The organism is Tolypothrix sp. PCC 7712, from assembly GCF_025860405.1.
GTDB classification, from domain to species: Bacteria; Cyanobacteriota; Cyanobacteriia; order Cyanobacteriales; family Nostocaceae; genus Aulosira; species Aulosira diplosiphon.
In genome coordinates this window covers 5,316,172-5,340,659 of sequence record NZ_CP063785.1, presented here as the reverse complement: position 1 = coordinate 5,340,659, position 24,488 = coordinate 5,316,172, and the positions used below count along the sequence as shown (strand labels likewise).

The following is a 24,488-nucleotide window of genomic DNA, read 5'->3' as shown; positions in this document are numbered from 1 at the left end:
GCTCCGAATTCAAAATTCAAAATTCAAAATTTAAATATCACCAAAGTTATTTTGGGAGGATATAGATGTAAATTCCTATTTGGCTACAACAGTTGCTAATGGCACAGCATCTTCAAACAAAAATTCATACAAAAATCGCTCTGACCATTGATGTCCAAAGTAGCTACTAAACAAACCAGATGCCGGATCGCGATCGGCACTATATTGATCGTAGTCTTTTTGAGCTTTGACAATCCGTTGAATGTCTGACTGATCAATTAGAGGTTCAGCTTGGGCTAGCATCTGCCAGTAAAGGTTTAGATAGTCTTTAAATGCCTCAAATACTCTGGTTTTCACTGTCTCTGGATCGGTTTTGGCAAACAACAGATATTTTGAAAAGTATTGATTAGCATCATAAAATTTCATTTCTAAGCCTTGTGCTAAGTCTGGATACTTATCATGCAAGGTCTGCAATGGATGGATATACTTCTTCAAATAGGCTTCATCTTGAAATAAAGGCTGGAAATCCATCACAATCAGATTCTTCACCTGACCAAATGACAGAAAGTCAATGCCGAGTAAGGGCAAATCATAGTGATGACTGGGATAAATCACACTATTCATAATCTGGGCGCTTGCACCTGCGTCGATGTATGTATAGCGAATTTTCCGCAACTCTGGACATTGATAGCACCAACTCTGAATTGTGGCGGGATTTCTGCCGCGATCGCTCACCTGATAGTCTAGTCCTGGGGGAATGGGGCGACTCTCCAATGTAAACCGTTGCAAAAGCGATTGTTCCAGATGCTCAAGGAAGCACTTATACATAAAAGTTAGAGACTAATTTGCCTTAATCCCAGAGAATACGGGATTCACAAATTCGCCGTCTCGAATATGTTAAACAAAGTAACGATCCTTAACGTTAGCCGCAGGTGCATAGTGCAATACCTAGAGGATGCGATCGCCATTCCAATGATCAACTCACTTTTAACCACCCAAAAATCTCACCTACGGTCAACTCTAACCCACTACAAAAATCTGGTACTGGCAAAACAACATTACTATTTTCAAACGGTATAGGTTGTCTTCCCGCAGGATAAGCGGCAATGAATCGTTCATCAGGGTCAATTAACCATCCCATTTGTGTACCGTGGTTGAGAGCATGTAAGATTTTTTTTGTAACTTTTGTATGGCTTTGCTCAGGGGAAAGAATTTCGATTATCCAGTCAGGTGCGATAGTGAATGTATTGGCAATATCACCATTTTCATCTACAGGAAGCCTTGCCCAGGAGAATACAGCAACATCAGGAACTATAGAAAGTCCACCAAATGTGCAGCGTAATTCTGGAAAAGCCCAACCCATCTTTTGGACTTTTACAACAGAATTGATTCTCGGACATAGTTCTCCTTGAATCGTGCTATGTTTTCCTTGAGGCATAGGTTTTTCAATGATTCGTCCGTCGATATACTCTAGGCTAGGCTGAGTTTCTGGTAGTTTAAGAAACTCTTCTAAGGTAAATATTGTATTTGTAGCTTGTACCATTACGATCGCATCCTCAAATTAGAATTATTTTTTTACATAATTAAGTCCTAAAACTTCTAAAATCTGTGGGAAAATTCCCAACTCGCATATCATGATTTTTCTGAATATGAGGGGAATAAAGTGCTTTTTCAATTTTAACCTGCTGTACATTTGTTCCCAATTATCTATTGACAATCATGATGAAGCTCTAGATAAATTTTGTTGTACCATTTGGGCTAAATTCGCCTCTGTCAAATAGCGTCTTTCCGAACAGTAAGTCATTAAATATACTCCATTCATCATTCTTACCGTGCTTACACGTATCCGAAAATCATCGGTCATAAACCAGCAGCGTTCTTGACCTTGGTTGGTTTCATATTCAGTATCGATGGTCAAAATACCATCTTGTCCAAACCAGTAACGGCTAACTACTGGAATTCTTTCTACATAGCCTTGGTTCCGTAGCAATTTTCCTGATCGCCCAGTCTCATCATCTGGGACATCAATTAAGACAGCAGCTTGATCCGGATTTGGTTCGCGATCGTCGTCGTGTTCTTGCCACATAAAGCTAGCGCCTCCCTTCGCACTAGCTGGATCGATACCTTGAGATTCGCAAATTGTTTTCACCCGTGGATCGTCGAGTGTAATTACTTGCACATAAAGCTTTGATTCTCCTGACTGATCCGCCACTGCATCAAAGTGATGCACCGTGCGCTGGGTAAACCAGACTCCTTCACTCTTGTGAAAAAACTCCATCATGGTCATTGGTTGTACAAAAGGCATAACTGCTCCTCTAATGAAGTGCGAACTCACTTCACACTTCATCCTTTTTATTGAGTGTAGATAGGTCGCGGTACAATACCCTAAATAATCTCATGATTTCAATCCATGATCAGCAGGGAGACTCATAAGACACCCCAAGAGGTTTTGGCTGTCCTCAAGGCAGGGGTTGCTCTCATCCAGAAAGATTTATATCAATTCAACCTTAGTGGTTTAGAACTACAAAGAGCCAATTTGCATCAAGCTACTTTGATTCGGGGGAATCTCAGTAAAGCAGATTTGAGTGCAGCAGATCTCAGTGGTGCTGATTTACGAGCAGCGGATTTGTGCCAAGCAATTTTAAAGGATGCCAATTTAGAGGGAGCTTGTCTGTACCGAGCCGATTTGAGTGGTGCAGACTTACGCGGAGCTAATTTGACCACCACTAAGCTACTAGGTGCAAGATATGATAGCCAAACTTTGTTTCCTGAAGGCTTTAATTACAAATCCTCTGGAGCGATTGGGCCAAATGCCTATTTGAATGGTGCCCAGCTGAATACAGCTAACTTACGTCATGCTGATTTGCAGGGTGCAAGTATGTTGGGAGCATATTTAGGTGGGGCCGATCTAACTCGGGCTAATCTTCAGGGCGCACGGCTAACTCAGGCTGACTTACGCAAAGCCTGGCTACCTGGAGTATCTTTACGCAATGCGCGGTTAAATGGAGCCAACTTAGCAGGAGCAGATTTAAGAGCAGCAGACTTGACTGGCGTTGAGTTCGAGCAGATGGAAAGCATTGCAGGCGCAGACTTTACCCATGTTCAGGGGCTAACTGATGAGATGCGATCGCGCCTCCTTAGTCAACCTGCACAAGAGCTAGATACACCTCATGCTTTAACCCGTCGTACCACACGCGCCAGTCTGGAAAGTATATCTGTATGAAATTTTGATGATGGGAACAAAGAGAACAAACAATTCAAACCTATCTCCTGTTCCCCGTTCCCTGTTCCCTGTTCCCTTCTTATGATTTAATCGCTGTCCAATCCTTTTTCAGCAAAGCGAGAAAGGTAGCAATACCTTTAGAAAATCCTTGGGGGTCAGGTAGAACATACTGCGGAAATTCCTCAAACGGCCGCCAAGGCTCTGACGAATTATGCCGCAGGTACAAAGCGCGATCGTCTCCTTCCAATTTCCAGAGCATTTGACCGCCAGTAGGAATTTCAGCCATTGATTTCTCCTCTGTTGCAAACAAAAATACTGAGTTACAGTTTGCTCTTTCCCAATTCTGCCAGTCCTAATATTAATTAATGTCAAAATTGCTACAATTTTGCTAGACTTTTCGATTGAGTTGCTGTAAAGCATGAATAAATTATAGGTAGCCATTACTGAGTTAGGTACAACTCAAAGACATAGTTTTCCAATACTTGTCGGTTAAGGGGAAAAGGGACAAGAAAAAACCTTTAACCCTTACCCTTTCACCTTTTCCCCAAACCAAATTCCGAGTTGAAAATCCTTAACCGAGCAGTATTGCATAGTTTTCTTCTCCGTCTGGCGATGGAGTTGTCGTTTTTTATTTAGCCCTCTAGCTTGAAAATGGGCATGGGGCATTGGGGAGGCAGTGCGGTCTTGGGGTCTCCCCAAGTGGAGCAACTGCCGTCATGGGGCATGGGGCATGGGAAAGACAGATTTTCATGTTTGGTTGTGCCAAAACCTGGCGTGAATAGCTGACTTGAAAGTGCTGAGGAGCCAGTGCGTTGCGGTGAGACCAGCGCTGCGGGAGGGTTTCCCTCTACAGGCGACTAGCGCTCGCGTAGCGTATCCGAAGGATTCACCTGAAGGGGGGTTCCCACGGCAGTCCGCTCAAGTCGGGAAACCCGCCCACGAGAGTGGCTCCACTAGGGACGGAGCATGAACCAAAAAATCTAAAATCGGCAATCTAAAATCGGCACGGTCAAAGCCTTGCGGAAAGTACTCACCAAAATGGATTGATTTTCTTTTCCTACTCTTGTTGACCAATTTGCATTTCTTCTAAACTCTCACGAATAGGAGAAAGTACAGAAAAATGAGTAATCGTTTATTATCATGTATTCATGCCATAAAATCAAGCTATAAGCATGATTGTAAATTGATATTAAATGTCCTTGAATTTTTTATTGAATAATAGGATTGTATTCAACAAGCAGAAAATTGTGTTTTTCAGCACAATCTGCATGAAAAACACGCATATAGAGGTAAAGTATAAATGCATATATTTACCAAGAAACAATGTTATTTGTGATTCTTGGGATAGTTGCAATAGCGCTTTTACTTTAAGAAAGTATTGCAAAGAGCTAATAAACTTCTCTGAAAAAAGATATACAAGCTTTGTCTCGTCAAGGTTTATATCTGATTGATGGAGAATATATAATAAATAACTCAGTATTGCCGATTGATTGGATTCGGTAACTGATTGTTTCATGACCTAAAGCTGGATGTATGTAGATTGAATTGAAAAAAAAATTCCCACAATCCGCATCTAGGGAGAGACGATTACCCCTAGTGAATGGAATGAGGGCAAGACGGTTTCTATTGCCTTATTGTGTTGTAGGATTGGCGACTTGTGAATTGAAATCATTTAGACCTACTTCATCAAATGAGGAAAAGACGTTTTCTATTGCCTGATTTTGCGGCAATATTAGCAACTTGTTACTTAAAATCATTGAGACCTACTCCATCAAATGAGGGAAAGACGTTTCTATTGCCTGATTTTGTTGTAGTGTTGGCAACTCGTTACTTAAAATCATTAAGACCTACTCCATCAAATGAGGGAAAGACGTTTCTATTGCCTGATTTTGTTGGAGGATTGGCAACTTGTTAATTGAAATCATTTAGACCTAATCCATTAAATGAGGGAAAGACGTTTCTATTGCCTGATTTTGTTGGAGGATTGGCAACTTGTTAATTGAAATCATTTAGACCTAATCCATTAAGAGACGAGGTTCGACTCCGCGTTTAAAGGAGAGTGACCATACATTTAAAAGTCAAGTAATTATCTTGCTGGATGGTAAAGATATTATTGATTTTATGGTTGGGGAACCTAGTCCAAAAAGTGAGATGACCTTGTTCTGAGAAAATTGCGATCGCTCTCTTATCCTGTTACCCCTTTACTCAAATTCAATGCCAGATCCCAGAGAAATAGCAGGAATGCAAGCACTATGGGCAAAAAGCCTTGGTGATTCCCAAATCTGCGTAGCAATTTTGGATGGGCCTGTTGACCTAGCTCATTCTTGCTTCCAAGGCGCAGACTTAAAGTGTTTGCCCAGTTTGGTTAAAGAAGATGCTCAGATTGATGGCAGTATGTCTGCTCATGGTACTCATGTAGCCAGCATTATCTTTGGGCAACCGGGCAGTCCAGTAGAGGGAATCGCACCCCAATGCAAGGGGATAATTGTGCCAGTCTTCGCTGATGATCGCCGTCGGGCTACCCAACTAGATTTAGCGCGGGGAATTGAACAAGCCATCAATGCTGGTGCAAACGTCATCAATATCAGTGGAGGTCAACTGACCGAATATGGCGAATCTGATGGGTGGCTACAAAATGCTGTCCGTCTGTGCCAAGAGAACAATGTTTTACTCGTCGCTGCAGCTGGTAACAATGGTTGCAATTGCTTGCATGTGCCTGCTGCTTTACCCTCTGTACTAGCGGTGGGAGCGATGGATGCGAATGGTAAACCACTGGATTTTAGCAACTGGGGTGAAACCTATCAAAATCAAGGTATTCTTGCTCCTGGTGAGAATATCCCAGGAGCTAAAGTTGGTGGTGGTACTCAGCGCCTCAGTGGTACAAGCTTTGCTGCTCCTATTGTCTCAGGTGTAGCAGCTATGCTGCTGAGTCTTCAACGAGAGCAGGGAGAAACCCCTGACCCCCATAAAATTCGTCAACTGTTGTTGCAGAGTGCTTTACCCTGCGATGCAGACTTGACAGAAGAGGACAAACGGTGTCTGGCAGGTAAACTGAATATTCCTGGAGCCATAACGTTATTAAAAGGAGGAAAGATGTCTGAGGAATTCACATCAGTTGGTGCGTCGGCAGTGGAAACTGCTGGTTGTAGTTGTGGTGGTGGCTTAAGCAGTACCACAGAAGTGGCTAGCACATCAGGGCAACCTGCAACTAGCTCTGGATCTGTTGGGTCTATCCCCAGCAATACTCCCAACTTACAAGAATTAATCCAATCATTTCCCATCCCAGTAAACCAACAATCAACTATGCCTAACTTCACCGCTAACTCCGTCACCCCTAGCCAAGCTCCTAGCGAACTTGCCGATCTTGGTCGTCTAGTCTACGCCTTAGGAACACTGGGTTACGACTTTGGTACAGAAGCTCGTAGAGACTCATTTAAGCAATTAATGCCTCCCTTTGATCTAGGCAGTGGGGTGATGGTGCCAGCGAATCCCTACGATGCGCGTCAAATGGTGGATTACTTAGACAATAATATTTCCGAAGCGCGATCGCTAATTTGGACACTGAATATAGAACTTACCCCAGTTTATGCGATCGACCCCAGTGGCCCCTTTGCGGCTGAATCTTACCGCGCCCTGCACGAACTCTTGGCAGGTCAAATCCAACCAGAAAGCGATGCCGAATATGTTGAGCGCGTCAGCATACCTGGTATCCTCACCGGACGCACCGTCAAACTGTTTTCTGGTCAAGTAGTTCCTGTAATTGAACCCCAAAGCACTCGCGGTCTGTATGGTTGGAAAGTTAACAACTTAGTCAGTGCCGCCCTAGCTGCAGTGCAAGCTGAAACTGGAGCAGCTGATGAAGAAACCATCCGTAAGACCTTAGATGGCTTCCTCAACCGCATTTACTACGACCTCCGCAACTTAGGAACAACATCTCAAGACCGCGCCCTTAACTTTGCCGTCACCAACGCCTTCCAAGCAGCTCAAACCTTCAGTCAAGCTGTAGCTGTAGGTATGGAACTCGACAGCATTACCGTAGAGAAAAGTCCCTTCTGTCGTGTAGATAGTGATTGTTGGGATGTGAAATTGAAATTCTTCGACCCAGAAAACAGCCGTCGTGCCAAGAAGATTTTCCGCTTCACAATTGATGTCAGTGACTTGATTCCTGTTACCTTGGGCGAAGTGCGTTCTTGGTCTTCACCGTATTAAAGGGCAATATAATTGGCGTAAGAGTGCTTTTTGTAACTGCACTCTCAGCAAAACAGCTAATTTTTTACCTTATATATACGGAGAATCCCAACCATGCGGCTTCCGATTTTATCTCCCCCCCTCAAACGTCCTCATTTCATTCAGCCAGGACTGTGCGTGGATCTGGAAAATGGTAGTCCAGAGGATTTAGTAAGTATTCGGATGGATCTACTCCATGCTGCTAACTATAACGACCCCGCAGCGTTTGCTAACCGCAGTTTTAACCAAGTGATGCACTCTAGCCAGGGCTGGGGCGGTTTTGCTGGTATGGGCAGCTTTTATTAATTCACCATGTCGCCAACCACTGAAACCCTCTGGCAAATTGGTCAGCTTGGTAAGGGTGGTCAAGAATTTTCCCAGAAAGGTAGCTGGCACAGTGAATTTACTTACATTATTGGGTCAGATCCAGACCCAATCAACCAGCCGACTCTACCTTCATTACTTGTAGCGCCAGGTCGCAAAACCAAACCTAAGCATAAAGGTAAGGAACTGTTTGCCACTGAAAAGCTGAATATTCAATTCACGCTCACCCAAAGCTACAAACCAGGGGAACTTACACTTGTTTACAACTTTTTCGGCTCAGAAGTTGACACCCTATGGGTAGATGGAGCACCAGTCACCGAACTTGTGGGGTCAGGGTCAAGCAAATATACCCAAACCCAAACTCCCTTACCAGCCCTTAGCCCTGGGCAACATACCCTCACCCTGACTACTGTGACTGCGCTAGGAGATGGCGCACATCGGATCGACTACCTCAAACTAGAAGCAGTCATTTTTACCCATAAATCGCCAAACCTCTCTACCCCTACCACACCCCAGGGATTAACCCCAATACCCCAACCACTCAACGAAACTGCGGAAACTATGGCTAAAAAACAGACAACACCACCAGCCGAAACTCCTCCCCCCCCTGAAGAGAAAAAATCTTATGTGCCTACCTCTCAAACTGGGCTACAAGATTATTCCTACTGGTGGGAATACGCCAGAAAAACAGCGAAAGCCCCTGATAAGCAAAGCAAATCTTACCGTCGGGGTCGCATCTGGGCTTAATCATTAGGAAGTAGGAAGTAGTGAAATCAGAAACCAAAAGATAGCTTTAGGTAAAAACCTACCTTGTCTACTTTTTCTCCTCTGCTCCAGGACTTCCAGAAATTAAATTATTCAATCAGCAAGGGCGAAGATATTGAGCAAATTTTTTCTTTTCCTCTGCTTCCCTCGCTACTCCTAGCGATTGGATTGGTTATTTTTTTATTTGGAAGTCCTTCCCTCTTATCCCAGCCTCATTATCGTCCACTTCATCAATGACCGTTCGCTCTATGCAATCCAACACCCTGCTGCAAATTAAGCCGCACTTCCATGTCGAGGTGATCGAACCAAAGCAAGTGTATCTGCTTGGTGAGCAAGGCAATCATGCTCTCACTGGACAGCTTTACTGTCAAATTGTGCCGCTATTGGATGGTCAACATACCATTGAGCAGATTGTTGAACAGCTAGATGGGCAAGTGCCACCAGAATATATTGACTATGTGCTTGACCGTCTGGCGGAAAAAGGTTATCTTACTGAAGCAACCCCGGATCTATCCCCGGAAGTAGCGGCATTTTGGACAGAGTTAGGAATTGCACCACCCGTTGCTGCACAGGGTCTAAAGCAGTCAGTCAAGCTGACCGCCGTAGGTGACAATATTAGCCAAGTCACTGTTGCTGCTCTGACCACTGCCCTCAGAGATATAGGCATTACTGTACAGAACGCTCAAGATGCAGATTCATCTGTAGCCATCAATATTGTCTTAACCGATGATTATTTGCAGCCAGAACTAGCTACTATTAACCAGGAAGCCTTGAAAAGTCAACAAACTTGGTTGCTGGTGAAGCCAGTGGGTAGTTTACTGTGGCTGGGGCCAGTGTTTGTTCCCGGAGAAACGGGTTGTTGGAGTTGTCTTGCCCACCGACTACGGGGCAACCGCGAAGTCGAGTCATCGGTGTTGCGGCAAAAACAGGCGCAGCAAGGACGCAATGGAAAGTCAGGACAGCTGCTGGGCAGCTTGCCCACAGCACGAGCAACCCTACCATCTACTCTGCAAACAGGTCTACAGTTTGCGGCTACCGAGATTGCTAAGTGGATTGTTAAGCAACATGTCAATAGCATTGCACCAGGAACAGCCCGCTTCCCTACCCTTGACGGCAAGATTATTACCTTCAACCAGACGATTCTGGAATTGAAAAATCATATCTTGATTAAGCGTCAGCAATGTCCAACCTGTGGCGACCCAAAAATTTTGCAACGGCGAGGATTTGAACCACTCAAACTAGAATCACGCCGCAAAAACTTTACCCATGATGGTGGTCATCGTGCCACTACGCCAGAAAACACTGTGCAGAAATACCAGCACTTGATTAGCCCAATCACGGGAGTGGTAACGGAATTGGTGCGGATATCTGACCCAGCTAATCCATTTGTACATACATACCGGGCGGGGCATAGTTTTGGTAGTGCCACATCTCTGCGAGGTCTACGCAATACTCTAAAACACAAGAGTTCTGGCAAAGGTAAGACGGATAGCCAATCAAAGGCGAGTGGTTTGTGTGAAGCGATAGAACGCTATTCTGGTATCTTTCAGGGAGACGAACCTCGTCAACGGGCAACCCTGGCGGAATTAGGAGACTTAGCGATTCATCCAGAAAAATCTCTATGCTTTAGTGATGAGCAATATGCCAATCGGGAAAGTTTGAACCAGCAAGCAACGGTGGCTCACGATTGGATTCCCCAGAGGTTTGATACTAGCCAAGCTATTGACTGGACTCCAGTATGGTCACTGACGGAGCAAACCCATAAATATCTACCTACAGCTTTATGCTACTACCACTATCCTTTACCCAAAGACCATTCCTTCTGTCGGGGAGATTCCAATGGTAACGCTGCAGGAAATACCCTAGAAGAAGCAATATTACAAGGGTTTTTGGAACTGGTAGAGCGAGATAGTGTGGCGTTGTGGTGGTACAACCGCTTGCGTCGTCCCCAGGTGGATTTAAGCAGTTTTGATGAGCCGTATTTTGTTGAGTTACAGCAGTATTATCGGCAAAATGATCGTGATTTGTGGGTGCTGGATTTGACAGCAGACTTAGGGATTCCTGCTTTTGTCGCGGTGTCGAATCGGAAAACGGGAAATTCGGAAAGGCTGATTCTTGGCTTTGGCGCGCACCTTGACCCCACTATTGCTATCTTGCGAACTCTCACAGAGGTGAATCAAATAGGTTTGGAATTGGATAAAGTCACAGATGAGAATCTAAAAAGTGATGCTACTGATTGGTTACTCACGGCGAAATTGGCAGATCATCCCTATCTTATTCCTGATGCTACACAACCTCTCAAGACAGCCCAGGATTATCCCAAGCTTTGGAGTAATGACATTTACACCGATGTTATGACCTGTGTTGAGATTGCCCAAAGTGCAGGTTTAGAAACCTTAGTTTTAGATCAAACCCGACCAGACATTGGTTTGAATGTGGTCAAGGTGACCATACCAGGAATGCGGCATTTTTGGTCGCGGTTTGGTGCAGGTCGGCTCTATGATGTGCCGGTGAAGTTGGGATGGTTAGCTGAACCACTCACAGAAAATCAGATGAATCCCACACCGATGCCATTTTAAGTTTTTTAAAGTTTGTGGGCGATCAACTTCGCTACATACCCAATATCGCCCCTCTAGGCTTCTTCTCTTGAAGAAGAGGATTGACCCACCTGAACGGGTCAACCCACTAAATTAACTCAATAATGAGGACATTACTCATGGACAAGAAAAACATTCTACCCCAACAGGGCAAGCCCGTCATTCGGATCACCAACGGTCAACTCCCCAGCCACTTGGCTGAACTCTCTGAAGAAGCTCTTGGTGGTGCTGGAGTAGATGCTTCTACTGCACCTTGCTACTGCTCCTACAATGGAGTAGACGCGTCTACTGCACCCTGCTACTGCTCCTACGATGGAGTAGATGCGTCTACTGCACCCTGCTACTGCTCCTATGATGGTGATGAATAATCTAGTGTGTTTCAATAGCATAGTGTTTAGTTGTCTTTGCATTGAGACTAAATAACACTAGATTTTGATGGATATGAGGTTCAGGATGTGTGGGCAGCCATCGGACTTTATCCGGTATTCTGCTCTTATATCCACCTCATATCCTGGAATAAAGATCAACTCAATATCATTAGAAATTTCTATCTAAATAATTAAGCTGCAAGCCTTATTCTATATAAAAAACTGAATTTATAAAGATGTATATTTTATAAGCATAGAAGTAAATTAATATTGAATTTAAGTGTATTTTCCTAAGTAAGTTTATGACTTTTACTCCTGCATTTCAGCATAGTATTTTGCAAGAAAGACGGCTTCGGTTTATGCGATCTCATCAAGAGGCATTTGATGTAGAACCTGAATTTCCTCTGCCTCTGCTGGAAAATCTAGCCCAAGCTTTAGGATCTCGATGTGTTGTTGAACTTTCGTGTAAAGTGGAAAGTAATCAGTTATTTGCAGCACGAATTAATATTTGTTATAGAGACGCTTGGCCCCAGTCATTGGGGCAATCACTAAAATTTTTAGATGAAGTCGAAAGCCGGGTAGGAATTCAAATCAATCGTGATTTGCTCCAACAATTTTTAGCTGTGCATATTAACTCTAACAAAATTCTCTGGAACACAACCGGAATTGATTTACGTCCCAATGTTGAAGATTCTAGTGTCAAGATTCATATTGGTATAGATCCAAATCAAGATACTGAAGAACTTGTGATGACTGCGATCGGTCTTGATGGCAGCCAATATTCTCCTGAATTGATTCAAGTTCTTCTCAAAGACTCTTACATGATTGGATTTGATTTTTTCCTGAATGGTCGTTCAGAAGTGGAATTGTACACCTCTTGTCCAGGAGGAAAACAGCAATTAGTAGGTAATCAGGGAATATATCTCAAGTCTTACGCTAAGAGAAATTTTTCTGAAAAAGTTTTTTATTTGCTAGAAGCTTGTGATCTTTTCATGGCAGGCTTTTCTAAAGCAAATACTGAAGCAGTTATATATTTCGGATTTAACAATATCGAGGATATGCCGAAATACTTTTTATTCACAAGTTTAGGTCAGAGAATCTATGACTTTTGCCGCAGTCAAGGTGCTGGGCCTTTACCGTGTGTGGGTGTGACTCAGAAAGATTTAGAGTCACACCATGTTGAAAATTTGCGGTTCTACTACAGACGAGAATTTTCTTAAAATATCAGATTCAAATACCCGCTCACTATGAACTCTCTTATTTAGTCATTTTCTGTAGTTATCCATCACTATGAACCATCACCCCTTCACGGTTTCCCTAAATCCCTTTGTCCAAGTGACAACTACCGAAGACTACTGCACTTTGCACTCAGTAGAGTCTGATCCAACCGCTTTGTTCACTCTGGCGACAACACCCGGAATTGGTATGGCTCTCAATCACCTCAAAGCAGGTAATATTACCCCCGAATCACTAGTGCAAGGGTTAATCGAACTGGATGGTCAGGCGACAGGAGAACAGTTTGGGCGGATGCTACAACAACTTGATGAGCGGGGCTGGTTGAGTTATGCTGTGTTGCCTTTGGCAGTAGCAGTCCCAATGGTAGAATCCGCCCAATTAAATCTGACCGAACCCTACTGGACACAAACCTATGTCACCCTTTCCCGCTTTGCCTACCAGCATCCCTACGAAGGCACAATGGTATTGGAGTCTCCCCTCTCGAAGTTTCGAGTCAAGCTGCTAGAATGGCGAGCAAGTGCTATCCTAGCCCAGCTTGCCCAGCCTCAATCCCTAGCGACATTAACACCACCACCCTACTTGGGAGCAGAAACCGCCTATCAGTTCCTCAACTTGCTATGGTCCACGGGTTTTCTAACATCTGACCCCGAACCCCCCTCCCTCCAACTTTGGGACTTTCATAACTTGCTGTTCCACAGTCGTAGCTGCAATGGTCGTCATAACTATATTGAAACAAGTAGGGTAGAGTCGATTGAGTTTGATGAGTCAGAAAAATTAACTGAGGCGACTTTCTCAGGAAGTGAGGCTGAACTGCGTAGAGTTGAGGCTGAATCTGAGTCTATTGACACAGAAATATTAGTAAATCAGTTTGAGTCTGTTGGATTAGTAGCAGAAATTGCTTCAGATGAGCTAGGGGAAAGTGGTGTGAATACCTCAGTGAAAGTGGAATCTACTGAGCTTGAGGCTGTTGACTTGATGGCTGATCATGCGATCGCTCAAACTCCAGATACATCTATTGTCGCTGAAGGAGAAAGCGAGTTGGCAACAGTTTCAGCGAGTGAAATTGAGAGTTCTGCCATCAAACAATCAGTAGCACTCCACCCCCATGACCTCGATGATCGCATCCCTGGACTAGCAGAACTCCATAACCAAACCCTTGGCGATCCCCGCATCACGATTGTAATTTTAGACGGCGACCCAGACCACACATTATCCTGCTTTGAAGGTGCTGAAGTTTCCAAAGTTTTTCCTTACTGGCACGAACCAGCAGATGCGATCACTGCAGAAGATTACATTACCTTCCAAGCAATTCGTGATCAAGGGCTGAAGGGTCAGGAGAAAGAAGATGCACTCAAAGCTGCCTTAAGAGAAAACAAGGAGCGTGTTGAACTCAATGATCATGCCTGTCACGTTACGAGTACGATTGTGGGGCAAGAACACAGTCCAGTTTTTGGCATTGCTCCCAATTGCCGGGTAATAAACATACCGCAAGATGCCCTAGTTGTTGGAAATTATGACGATGTTCTGTCACCCCTCAACCTAGCTCGTGGCTTCGAGTTAGCTTTAGAGTTGGGTGCAAATATTATCCACTGTGGTTTTTGTCGCCCCACCCAAACCGGTGAAGGGGAAGAAATGCTGGTGCAGGCGATTAAAAAATGTCAAGAAAACAATGTCTTGATCGTCTCGCCAACAGGAAACAATTTAGGTGAATGCTGGTGTATGCCTGCCGTACTATCAGGAACTTTGGCGGTCGGATCTGCCAAAGTTGATGGAACACCATGCCACTTTAGCAACTGGGGAGGCAATAATGCAAAGGAAGGTATCCTAGCTCCTGGTGAAGATGTCTTGGGGGCGCAACCCTATACTGAAAAACCAGTACGCCTAACAGGAACAAGTATGGCAGCTCCTGTCATGACCGGAATATCCGCATTACTGATGAGTTTGCAACTGCAGCAGGGTAAACCAGTTGATGCTGAAGCAGTCCGCACGGCACTACTCAATACTGCGATTCCCTGTAACCCAGAGGTTGTAGAAGAACCAGAACGCTGCTTACGTGGTTTTGTCAATATTCCTGGTGCAATGAAGGTGCTGTTTGGGCAACCCTCCGTCACTATTTCCTTTGCAGGCGACCAAGTAATCCGCACGGAACACGCTGGATATGCTATGCCTACCGCTACAGTTACCCCGGCAAGCATTACCCCGACAGTCGCCAACCCAGTTGTGCAATTAGCCGTCCTTACCACATCAAACGAGACATCCGTCACCGCCGCCGCAATTCCGGCAGACACAAACACAGTGGAAGCTAGCGCCGCCTACTCTGGTAATGTTTATGCTTTGGGGACTATCGGTTACGACTTTGGAGACGAAACCCGCCGTGATACATTCCAACAAACGATGTTTGCGCCGGAAGTTAACGGTGTAATTGTACCACCAGACCCTTACGATCCGCGGCAGATGGTCGAACACCTCGATCGCCATCCTGATGACAGCCGTTCTCTCATCTGGACTTTGAGCTTGGATGGAGACATAATCTATGCACTAGAGCCAACAGGGGCGTTTTCGTCCCAGATATACGAGATGTTTTTGTTGATGTTGGCAGGACAACTTGAGCCAGAAAGCAGCAATGATTTTGTTGAGCGAGTTAGTATTCCAGCTAAACTAACTAACCGCACAGTGGAACTTTTCTCCGGTCAAGTTTTACCTGTGGTGAAAGTACATAATGTGCGAGGAATGTACGGTTGGAAAGTTAATACTCTGGTTGATGCAGCGATGGCAGCTATTGCTCGTCGGGTGGACGAAGCCCAAGCTCCCCTAGTGCGTCAGGCTTTGAGCAATTTCCTCCACCGAGTTTACAACGATTTACGCAACATAGGAAACACATCCCGCGATCGCGCCCTTAACTTTGCGGCTACCAATATTTTCCAAGCGGCTGCCACTTTTGCCCAGGCGATCGCTCAAGGTCGTCAACTCGATATAATTACGGTTGAAAAAAGTCCGTTCTGTCGCCTCAATAGCGATTGTTGGGACATCAGGCTGGAGTTTTCTGATCCAGAAAGCAGTCGTCGAGGACGCAAAGTTTTTTGCTTTACCATTGATGTGGCACTGATTATGCCAGTAACTATCGGTGAAATTAAAAGTTGGTCTCTACCGTCTCGCTCAAAGGAAAGTTAGGTCTTAAACTGACTTTCCTCTGTGCATATATACTAAACAAACATCAAGAGATTAGATTTTCCATTGCCGCCCCTACCACCCGGTGATCGGCATCTTGTCTCAGTTGTGCGAGGGCTTCCTTGGCTTGAGGAGTATTAAAATGCTTGAGGGCATAGGCAACTCGTACCCGGATATATTCATACTCAGAATTTTTCAGGTTCAGGAGTTGAGACAAAGCGGCTCCAGATTGACGAGAATTCGCTAACCACCCCAGCCCATCTACAGATGCTTCTTGGACTGCGGCATCGTCACTTTCTAGCCCTAGCATACACACTTCTAGAACTTCTTCCGGGCAATCCATTTCTACTAAGGCTGCCAAAATACTGCGACGTACCAACCAGTGATCGTCTCGTAAAAATGTTTGTACTAAATGAGAGGCAGAAATTTGGCCAAATAAGGATAGAGAATTAGACGCTTCGGCGCGGACATTGGGAGTGTTATCAAACTTGATAATTTGCAACAGAGCAGCAAAAGATTCTGAGGTTTTTTGCTTACCCAACTCCCTCGCAACAAAGGTTCGCACCAAAAACTCTGGATCTTGGATATGGCGGTTAAGTAAAGGAACAGCGATATCAGCCGGATAATCTTGCAGGGCAGATATTGCCTTGAGGCGGTATTGAAAATCAGGGTTTTGCAGATTGGTTTCGATTTGACTGAGATCCATAGAATTGACACACTGAAATTAAGTTAGAGAAAATTGCATTGGGCATTGGGCATTGGGCATTGGGCATTGGCATTCTTTCCTATGCCTGCAAAAGCTTAAAGTTTCAAACCGTTCTCAAACCCGTTCAGGAATGGGAAAGCGTTCTCCTTTGAGGTAAGCGTCAAAATGCTGCTTAAAGTACAGTGTACTGGTCATATTTGCTTCGTTACTCTGGTCAGGAGTAAATTCATATATTGGCACTTGTGCGCGAATTAGTTTAATCAGGTTGGGATGTAGTTGTTCAAAGGATTCAACCCGAGTCGTTGTGGTCTCAAATCGTAAGCGCGCAGGATGACCATAGCCCAGTTTCATCCAAGGTAACCAAGGACAATCTCTTGCCCAGGTCGCTGGAGGCAGATTCTTCACCCCTGGTCGGGCAATGTGGCTGGTGAAATATTCTGTGCCATTAAAGGTTTCACCGGGACAATAATCTCGATATTGAGGATCTGCTGCTAATGGATGAGGATAGGTGAGGGGAATTTCTACAACAGAGGTAACATAATCTTGTCCTTGGGGGATGACCGTCGTTTTCGGTCGCACAGCCCCCTGCACTATGCGATTGGCAATATGTACAATCGCTACAGCCGGACGAGTCGAACTGGGTTGCCATGTATGCAGGATTTCTTGGGTCTGCGGATCGCAAAACAAACCCAACTCTCGATTGATCCGATAACCCACCTGGCCCAACTCAGAATCGGGACGAATGAAAACTTTAGTTGCATTCATCCCAATAATCGAGAATAATTTCTCCCGTTGATGTTCGCCTGTCTCTTGCCAAAAGACTTCTCCCTCCCAGCGATAATAAAGCTGCTGACCATGATGATTTCTATAGAAATCTAGGTTATTAACTATGTAGTCTTCGGAATTGTTCATACTTGGCCTGTTGAGTTTCGCAACAAGTTACCGCTAAAGTTTTACTAATAGCTCACTTGTGAGGCTATTTGCCACAACCCTGCTAGAAGTTTAAAAAGGGGCAAGAGTTCTTTTCAATCAATTAATACTTTTGAAAATAACCGAAAACCACAAGGATACAAGCCCTAAACTTCGTTATGAGAACAATTAATTTTGAATTTTGAATTTTGAATTCGGAGCGAAGCGAAGTGACTCAGGCACAATTAAGTGAAAAAGTTCGAGAACTGATTAAAAAAGCCAGGATTGTCAGTTTTGCTACTTGGCAAAATACCCATTCAGCAGAGGCTATTGAGCTATTCCAGGCGGCTGACGACCAAGGACGGTATCTTACTGATGAAGATTTGCAGCAGATTCAGCAACTGGGATCGGCAAATACAGCACTTATTCCCGTAAGTAAGGAGTTACGCGATCGCGTCCATGAAATTGTCGATGAAGCCAGAAGCCAGGTATTAGCTACATTCCCCAACATTACCCAACCTGGTGGTGGACTCTACCCCGCAGTCAGGGCCGATGCCTGCTGGCGTGATTTTTGGCACTTCTTACGCTGTATTACTTACGGTATTGCTGGTCAGCATACCGACTATACAAGCTCTGAAGGATTGCGCTATATGCAACTCTTGTATCAAGAATTGCAAGTACCTTTAGATGCAATGGTTGTGGGGCTAGAAGGCATTAAAACTGCCAGTTTAAAGCGAGTAGAACCAGAGCAGCAAGCAATGGTTGCCCCTTATTTTGAACATTTGATTGAGCAATTAAAACAATTTCGCTAAGGTATTTCGGCTACCAATGGAGAATTCTACTTATTTGCTCTGGTAGATCCAGGGAATTAAAGGGTTTGGTAATGACACCGCTAACTCCCAAATCATTAAATTGGCGCTTTTCTGCTGTTTGGGCTTTGGCAGTTAACAAAATCACCGGAATTTGTTCTGTTTCGGAATGAGACTGGAGTTCTTTAAAGGTAGCAATACCATCCATATCTGGCATCATCACATCCAACAAAATTGCATCCGGTTTTGCCGTTTGGGCAGCTTGGATGCCTTCAAAACCAGAACTAGCAGTGAAAACTTCCCATCCAGCAGCCATCTTGATACCAAATTGCACAACAGTTTGGATGGTTTCTTCGTCATCAATAATTAAAATCCGCTTGGTCTGCATAGCTCCCCCCTCATTGGATATTGGCGTACTCAAGGGTAGGTAATGTGAAGGCAAAAGTGCTTCCACACCCTGGAGTACTCTCAGCCCAAATTCTGCCGTTGTGTTGTTCAATAATTTTGCGACAGATAGTCAGCCCTAAACCAGTACCACCTTTTTTGCGGGAATCTGACGAATCTACTTGTTGAAACCTTTCAAAGATCCTTTCGAGTTGGTCAGCCGGAATGCCTTGTCCTTCGTCCCGCACCCGAAACACCACTTCTTTGGGGTTGTTTGAGGAGTTTTTTTCTTGTTCTACTGTTAGCCAAACAGTCCCCCCTGGTGATGAAAATTTAATTGCATTACTAAGTAAATTTGTCAAGGCTTGCAAGATATAATCGGCATCTGCCCACACAGAAATATCTTGTGGTTGTTTGACTAGAGTTACTTCTTGCTGCTGTGCCATTGCTTGCATGGCCTCTGCTGCTTGGATCATCAAATTAGCAGCATTACAGGCTTGGCACTCCATAATGACTTTGCCAGACTCAATTCGCTGTAAATCGAGGACGTTGTTGACTAAACGCACTAAGCGTTCAGTACTGTCATCAGCAATTCCTAGCATTTGTTGTCCTTCAGTCGAGAGAGTACCTAATCGCCCTGTAGCCAAAATTTTCAAGGCACTGTGCAAGGAAGTTAGGGGAGTCCGCAGTTCGTGGCTAATGATAGAAATGAATTCATCTTTCATCCGTTCAATAGCTTTGCGATCGCTAATATCGCTACTCAGTGCGAAAAATCCCTTGACCATGTTTTCGTCATCTAAATGCGGGATGTAAGTCACATCAACCGCTCGCCAACTCCCATCTCTTAAAACAATATCATTTTCATAGTTGACCGCTTGCCCAGATAAAGCGGTTTTTACATAAACTTCCATTCTTTGGTAGCAATCTTCTCCCCAAACCTGACGCAGATGGGAACCATAAATTTTTTGAGGCGATTGTCCCAGCCAATCTTGATATGCTTGATTATTAAAGCGATATTGCTGTTGCTCGTCTACATAAGCGATCAGTACTGGTAAGGCATTGGTAATCAATCGCAATTGTTCTTCACTCTGTCGCAATGCTGCTTCCGCTTGCATCCGCACATTAATTTCCTCTTGCAATTCGGCGGTGCGCGCTGCTACAACCTCTTCTAATCTTCCTAATAGTTGAGCTTGAGATAAAGCAATACTGATTTGATCCGCTAATTGCTGCATTAATTCCAACTCAAAATCCACCCATTGGCGAACGCTGTCGCATTGGTGGGCGATTAACAAACCCCACAGCTGATTCTGGGAGTTGGCATTGAGGTTTTGCACAATCGGTACAATTAATTTGGCTTTGATATGGAATTGATCGACAAATTCCACCAAACATTCTGCTAATCCTGCGGTTGGATCATGTACATCTGCGATCGCTCTGACTCTTCCTTGGGCATATAGTTGTTGATATTCCTGGGGAAAAACTTCTTGGGGAAATTCCAGATCCATGAGTGTGGGATAGTCTGGTAACACTGATTCGCTGATGGTTTTGCCTGTACCATCAGGCAATACATGATAAATTAGCACGCGATCGGCTTGGAGAATCCGCTGCACTTCTGTCACAGTGGTATGCAGAATTTCCTTGAGCTGCAACGACTGGCGAATTTTGAGCGTCACTTCCGAAAACAGTTCCACTCGCTGCTGTTGCTGTCTTAATTCCGCCTGCATTGATTCTCGGCGTTGACTAATATCTCGCAATAACAGTAGATGACAGTGGGGCAGGACGTTAGGTGTTAAAGTATATTCCATCTCTCGTGGGGTTTGAGCAGCAGATACAACTAACAGCTCCCCCATTAATGATTTTCCTGATGGAAAACCCACAGACTTGGGTTGACGAGTAAATTCTGCAGTAATGAAATTAGATAAAGCTTGCCCTTTAAGTTGCTGACGTGGTAGACCAAGTAAATCACAAGCAGCAATATTCATATCTACGAAACATAAGCGATCGTCAATGAGAGCGATCGCATCATGGGCGTTCTGAAATAAAGTTTTAATCAAGCGCTTTTGAGTTCGTCGTTGATGTTTAGATTTCTTTGCGCCGGATTGCTTTAGCTGCTTCGAGGAACTTTTAGACACCTACATATATATGCAAAGGGACATTTCCATTTTTTACTGAACTTATCTCAAGTTCAATTTTGATTAAGTTAATGTTGGAAAAGTTAACATTTTGTACAAGTTCCTCACGACAGGCATTAGCATCTCTAGTTCTCATCAAGCCGCCTGTTACAATGGGCATTAGGTGGAGTAAGTGACCGAAATGCCTACTGCTGCACAACTAGAGAGTTTATATCGTGTTAGCTATCAGTTGACGTATATAATGCTGCAACCGATTCATCTAGTTTGTATTGATCAGAGGACTCTCAATGTGTATGTATTAGCTGGGTATGGTGAAGACCTTGAGTTTGAAATTGTACCGAATGGTGAGGTGTTCTGATGAGTCAAGTAAATTTTGATGCCATGAGTGATGCCGAATTAAAACAGTACTTTCTATCAAACCGCCAAGATCAAGCTGCTTTTCAGGCGTATTTGGACAGGTTCACTCAGCGTCCAAAATCCCTCATTGCCAGCCCAAGCGATCCTGATTTTGACGCAAAGATTCAGGCAGCAATTCGGCAGAAATTAGAAGCATCGCGTAGTAGCCAGCCAGCTAAAAACACAGTGGAGCCGACGGAATAGAGTTTTTGCTCTTCGTTTTGGTCTTATCTGCCTCCTACCTACACAGTGATGGCATATTTTTTTAGTTGGTAGTTCCTAAATTGACCTATGACCACTGCGATCAACCAACCAATACAACAGAAGCCACTCAGCTTTGACGAGTTTATTGCCCGTTATGGTGGCAATAACCGCTATGAACTGATCGATGGAGAGGTGTTTGACTTGGAACCAACAGGTCTGCATGAAGAGGTTGCAGCCTTTATTACCGCAAAAATCTGTGTGCAGATCGATGCGACAGGCTTACCTTGGTTTGTCCTTCAGCGAGGACTATTACGCCCTGCTAATATTGGTATGACAGCGTTTCGACCTGATGTTGCAGTTGTCGATAGAGATGAACTAACTAAAGAACCGCTTTGGTCTGACCAATCGATTCTGACTCTGGGTAGTTCGATTAAATTTGTGGCAGAAGTTGTTAGTAGCAATTGGCAAAATGATTATGCCCGTAAGGTTGAAGACTACGCGGTTTTAGGAATTCCCGAATATTGGATTGCAGACTACGCAGGTAGTGGTGGTACTCGACACATTGGAAAACCTAAACAACCTACCCTCTCTATTTGTACGCTATTCAATGGAGAGTATGAAATTCAGCAGTTTCGAGGCAATCAGACTATCGTTTCTCTAACCTTCCCCAATTTAAAACTGACGGCTGAACAGGTTTTGAGGGCTGGGAGATGAAAAGTGCTGAGTGCTGAGTGCTGAGTTAAAAAACAGCCTATAAGGAGCAAGAAAAACACTCAGTATAGAGTCCTGAGATGGAAAAATTGCCGTTGCTACGTATCAATTATTATCAACCAGACTACAAACCGCTTTAATACTCCGGTTATAAATGTGTGTATAAATTCTAGTCTATAGATTAAACGATTTTTGCAAGAAATACTCTAGATATCCTCATAATTTCCTCAGTTTCTATAGATATTCTGACAATCAGGGTTCTAATGCAGTAAATTCATACAAATTTGAATGGTAAATATTAGATTTGTTTACGAGTAACGCACCTACTTTACAAATCTAAACTTGTTTTAATACTTATTTATGTTCAGGCATGAGTAGCTGTAATGCCTGATATTTTAGGGTTAAGAAAAGATTATATAGAAAGTTTCCCATCATCTAAGTATTTATACTATTAGTCTGTCTGTTAACTAACCAAAACTGAAGGGAATCCTAGTTGAAGTCAAAACACTCTTCCTAAACCTATGACTTCTCTAGCAGAGCAATTTCCTAAAGTTTCTGGTTATACCTTGGTTGAGCAATTGTATCTAGGTTCTAGGACTGCTGTCTATCGAGGAGTGCAAGGATTGCAGCAAAGTCCGGTGGTGATTAAGACACTGCGACACGATTATCCTAGCTTCAGCGAATTAGTGCAGTTTCGCAATCAGTATGCGATCGCTAAAAATATTCACATCCCAGGCATTGTTCAACCGCTTAGTCTAGAACCCTCTACTAATGGCTATGCTCTGGTGATGGAAGATATCGGGGGCATCTCTCTACGTCATTACATCCAGGCTTCCCCTCTGACTGTCGAACAATTCTGGCCGATTGCCCTGCAAATTGTGGATGTCCTCCACCAGCTCTATCAGCAACGGATTATTCACAAAGACATTAAACCAGCCAATATTCTGATTCAACCAGCAACGGGGCAGATTAACCCTGTTTTGTCACTCTGGCAGTAGTATAATAAGGTAAAAATGCTAGAACCAAGACACAGAGCATGGTACAGCCCCGTCCAGCCGCACCAACAGTCAAATTTGTGGACGAATATTGCCAGTGGTATAAAAGTCTGTTTCCAGATGTTAGGAGTTTCGAGGCTTTTAAATATCTCCATGTAGGCTGCATTTCTGATCTAAAACGTAAAACATTGCCAGAAATAGCAAAAATCGTAGGATTAGATAACCAGCAAGGGTTGCATCATTTTCTAACTACATCACCTTGGGATATAGAAAAGTTAAGAACCTTAAGGTTAGAGTTAATTTTACAAGTGCTAAAAGGTAGACCAATCATTTTAATTATTGATGAGACAGGGGATAAAAAGAAAGGGAGCAAGACAGATTATGTGAAACGGCAGTATATAGGAAATTTGGGAAAAACAGATAATGGAATTGTGGCAGTGACAGTATATGGTGTTTTCTGTGGGATGACATTTCCATTACTGTTTGAAGTGTATAAACCCAGGGAAAGATTACAGGCAGGAGATAAGTACCGCACTAAACCAGAAATAGCAGCAATACTGATAAAAAAGCTACAATCAATGGGTTTTAAATTCAACTTAGTACTTGCAGATAGCTTATATGGAGAGAGTGGTAAGAATTTCATATCTGTATTAGATGAACTAAACTTGAACTATATAGTAGCGATTCGGTCAAATCATTATGTAGAAATACTTCCACGACAACATATTCAATATTTAAAGTGGCAGAAGTTTCAAAGGGTATTCTCTGACTTGAGTCGGGAAAATCGATTTATTAGAGAAATTATTCCGGGAAAACGTGGAGAACTTAGATATTGGCAAATTACTACAGATCCAGAAAATTTGCCTGATAACACTACTTGGTATGTGATGAGTAAATATCCAGACATTACGCCAAGAGAAGTTGGAAATTTTTACGGTTTAAGAACTTGGGTCGAGTACGGGTTAAAACAAAGTAAGAATGAATTAGGTTGGTCAGATTTTCGCCTGACTCACTACCCAGATATTGAGCGATGGTGGGAAATTATTTGCAGTGCTTATTTAATGGTTAGTCTGCATTCGGAGCAACTGTTTCAGTCTCCATCACAACGAGAGTCAAAATTTGTTTCACATCCTTGGTGGGATAATGGAAATGGCTGGAAGAACATTCTTAACAATCTTCGTTTGATTATTCAACCTTTTACTTTATTTAATCTGATATATCCCTGGTTAACGGTTTTTCCTATTCCTCAATTAGCTTTGGGTTTTTTTAAACTTCAATCTATTATTTATAGCCTCACCAGTTCAATTTTTATATCCCTGATTCACCCTGATTTCTACTTTTCCTCTGCCTAGAGT

The 24,488-nt window shown here is 43.6% G+C and carries 22 protein-coding genes; 14 read left to right on the top strand and 8 right to left on the bottom strand.

Annotation, left to right across the window (positions count from 1 at the left end; all coding sequences use genetic code 11):
- Positions 1 to 75: 75 nt before the first annotated feature.
- The 3 genes from HGR01_RS21950 to HGR01_RS21940 form a co-directional block, all read right to left on the bottom strand.
- Complete coding sequence (locus tag HGR01_RS21950; RefSeq protein ID WP_045871552.1) at positions 76 to 807, bottom strand: 15,16-dihydrobiliverdin:ferredoxin oxidoreductase; 732 nt, start codon at positions 805 to 807, stop codon at positions 76 to 78.
- Positions 808 to 955: 148 nt separating this feature from the next.
- On the bottom strand, positions 956 to 1,522 hold the full coding sequence (locus tag HGR01_RS21945) for a Uma2 family endonuclease (protein WP_045871553.1): 567 nt from the start codon (positions 1,520 to 1,522) through the stop codon (positions 956 to 958).
- 174 nt (positions 1,523 to 1,696) lie between these two features.
- Positions 1,697 to 2,284, bottom strand: coding sequence for a phycobiliprotein lyase (locus tag HGR01_RS21940; protein ID WP_045871554.1), 588 nt, complete (start codon positions 2,282 to 2,284; stop codon positions 1,697 to 1,699).
- Positions 2,285 to 2,389: 105 nt separating this feature from the next.
- On the opposite strand from HGR01_RS21940, the gene HGR01_RS21935 reads away from it, so the two are divergent.
- The gene (locus tag HGR01_RS21935; RefSeq protein WP_045871555.1) at positions 2,390 to 3,202 is read left to right on the top strand and encodes a pentapeptide repeat-containing protein; all 813 of its coding nucleotides are present in this window, start codon (positions 2,390 to 2,392) and stop codon (positions 3,200 to 3,202) included.
- A 79-nt stretch (positions 3,203 to 3,281) separates the two neighbouring features.
- Here the strand turns inward: HGR01_RS21935 and HGR01_RS21930 are convergent, their stop codons facing one another.
- Positions 3,282 to 3,488, bottom strand: coding sequence for a hypothetical protein (locus HGR01_RS21930; protein WP_045871556.1), 207 nt, complete (start codon positions 3,486 to 3,488; stop codon positions 3,282 to 3,284).
- A gap of 1,928 nt (positions 3,489 to 5,416) precedes the next feature.
- On the opposite strand from HGR01_RS21930, the gene HGR01_RS21925 reads away from it, so the two are divergent.
- The 7 genes from HGR01_RS21925 (at position 5,417) to HGR01_RS21895 (ending at position 15,890) form a co-directional block, all read left to right on the top strand.
- Positions 5,417 to 7,411: a S8 family peptidase gene (locus HGR01_RS21925; RefSeq protein WP_045871558.1), complete on the top strand. Its 1,995-nt coding sequence runs from the start codon at positions 5,417 to 5,419 to the stop codon at positions 7,409 to 7,411.
- A gap of 93 nt (positions 7,412 to 7,504) precedes the next feature.
- Positions 7,505 to 7,735 carry a cyanobactin biosynthesis system PatB/AcyB/McaB family protein gene (locus HGR01_RS21920; RefSeq protein WP_045871559.1) on the top strand — a complete coding sequence of 77 codons (231 nt, stop codon included), beginning with the start codon at positions 7,505 to 7,507 and terminating at the stop codon, positions 7,733 to 7,735.
- Between the two features lie 6 nt (positions 7,736 to 7,741).
- Complete coding sequence (locus HGR01_RS21915) at positions 7,742 to 8,500, top strand: cyanobactin biosynthesis PatC/TenC/TruC family protein (protein WP_081584057.1); 759 nt, start codon at positions 7,742 to 7,744, stop codon at positions 8,498 to 8,500.
- 251 nt (positions 8,501 to 8,751) lie between these two features.
- Positions 8,752 to 11,097, top strand: a complete 2,346-nt coding sequence (locus HGR01_RS21910) for a TOMM precursor leader peptide-binding protein (RefSeq protein ID WP_228045451.1) — start codon at positions 8,752 to 8,754, stop codon at positions 11,095 to 11,097.
- A gap of 137 nt (positions 11,098 to 11,234) precedes the next feature.
- On the top strand, positions 11,235 to 11,483 hold the full coding sequence (locus HGR01_RS21905) for a DUF5837 family cyanobactin class RiPP (protein ID WP_045871561.1): 249 nt from the start codon (positions 11,235 to 11,237) through the stop codon (positions 11,481 to 11,483).
- 302 nt (positions 11,484 to 11,785) lie between these two features.
- On the top strand, positions 11,786 to 12,703 hold the full coding sequence (locus HGR01_RS21900) for a LynF/TruF/PatF family peptide O-prenyltransferase (RefSeq protein ID WP_045871562.1): 918 nt from the start codon (positions 11,786 to 11,788) through the stop codon (positions 12,701 to 12,703).
- 70 nt (positions 12,704 to 12,773) lie between these two features.
- Positions 12,774 to 15,890: a PatA/PatG family cyanobactin maturation protease gene (locus tag HGR01_RS21895; RefSeq protein WP_045871563.1), complete on the top strand. Its 3,117-nt coding sequence runs from the start codon at positions 12,774 to 12,776 to the stop codon at positions 15,888 to 15,890.
- 43 nt (positions 15,891 to 15,933) lie between these two features.
- On the opposite strand, the gene HGR01_RS21890 is transcribed toward HGR01_RS21895, so the two are convergent.
- Together HGR01_RS21890 and HGR01_RS21885 are read right to left on the bottom strand one after the other, a co-directional pair.
- Complete coding sequence (locus HGR01_RS21890) at positions 15,934 to 16,593, bottom strand: HEAT repeat domain-containing protein (RefSeq protein ID WP_045871564.1); 660 nt, start codon at positions 16,591 to 16,593, stop codon at positions 15,934 to 15,936.
- Positions 16,594 to 16,707: 114 nt separating this feature from the next.
- Positions 16,708 to 17,505 (bottom strand): DUF1838 family protein, encoded by a 798-nt coding sequence (locus HGR01_RS21885; protein WP_045871565.1) that lies wholly within the window; start codon positions 17,503 to 17,505, stop codon positions 16,708 to 16,710.
- 227 nt (positions 17,506 to 17,732) lie between these two features.
- On the opposite strand from HGR01_RS21885, the gene HGR01_RS21880 reads away from it, so the two are divergent.
- Positions 17,733 to 18,314: a phycobilisome protein gene (locus HGR01_RS21880; RefSeq protein WP_045871566.1), complete on the top strand. Its 582-nt coding sequence runs from the start codon at positions 17,733 to 17,735 to the stop codon at positions 18,312 to 18,314.
- 10 nt (positions 18,315 to 18,324) lie between these two features.
- Here HGR01_RS21880 and HGR01_RS21875 read toward each other — a convergent pair whose 3' ends face one another.
- Together HGR01_RS21875 and HGR01_RS21870 are read right to left on the bottom strand one after the other, a co-directional pair.
- Positions 18,325 to 18,699 (bottom strand): response regulator, encoded by a 375-nt coding sequence (locus HGR01_RS21875; RefSeq protein WP_045871567.1) that lies wholly within the window; start codon positions 18,697 to 18,699, stop codon positions 18,325 to 18,327.
- Between the two features lie 10 nt (positions 18,700 to 18,709).
- The gene (locus tag HGR01_RS21870) at positions 18,710 to 20,827 is read right to left on the bottom strand and encodes an ATP-binding protein (RefSeq protein ID WP_045871568.1); all 2,118 of its coding nucleotides are present in this window, start codon (positions 20,825 to 20,827) and stop codon (positions 18,710 to 18,712) included.
- Positions 20,828 to 21,008: 181 nt separating this feature from the next.
- Here HGR01_RS21870 and HGR01_RS21865 point away from each other — a divergent pair, with 181 nt between their 5' ends.
- From HGR01_RS21865 to HGR01_RS21845, 5 genes are all read left to right on the top strand, one after another.
- Complete coding sequence (locus HGR01_RS21865; protein WP_194007800.1) at positions 21,009 to 21,185, top strand: DUF6888 family protein; 177 nt, start codon at positions 21,009 to 21,011, stop codon at positions 21,183 to 21,185.
- Positions 21,185 to 21,427, top strand: coding sequence for a DUF6887 family protein (locus HGR01_RS21860; protein WP_045871569.1), 243 nt, complete (start codon positions 21,185 to 21,187; stop codon positions 21,425 to 21,427). Before HGR01_RS21865 ends, HGR01_RS21860 begins: the two co-directional genes overlap by 1 nt.
- 87 nt (positions 21,428 to 21,514) lie before the next feature.
- Positions 21,515 to 22,141 (top strand): Uma2 family endonuclease, encoded by a 627-nt coding sequence (locus HGR01_RS21855; protein ID WP_045871570.1) that lies wholly within the window; start codon positions 21,515 to 21,517, stop codon positions 22,139 to 22,141.
- A gap of 518 nt (positions 22,142 to 22,659) precedes the next feature.
- Positions 22,660 to 23,136 (top strand): serine/threonine protein kinase, encoded by a 477-nt coding sequence (locus tag HGR01_RS21850; RefSeq protein WP_052335259.1) that lies wholly within the window; start codon positions 22,660 to 22,662, stop codon positions 23,134 to 23,136.
- A gap of 38 nt (positions 23,137 to 23,174) precedes the next feature.
- Positions 23,175 to 24,485 carry an IS701 family transposase gene (locus HGR01_RS21845; protein WP_096621593.1) on the top strand — a complete coding sequence of 437 codons (1,311 nt, stop codon included), beginning with the start codon at positions 23,175 to 23,177 and terminating at the stop codon, positions 24,483 to 24,485.
- Positions 24,486 to 24,488: the final 3 nt, after the last annotated feature.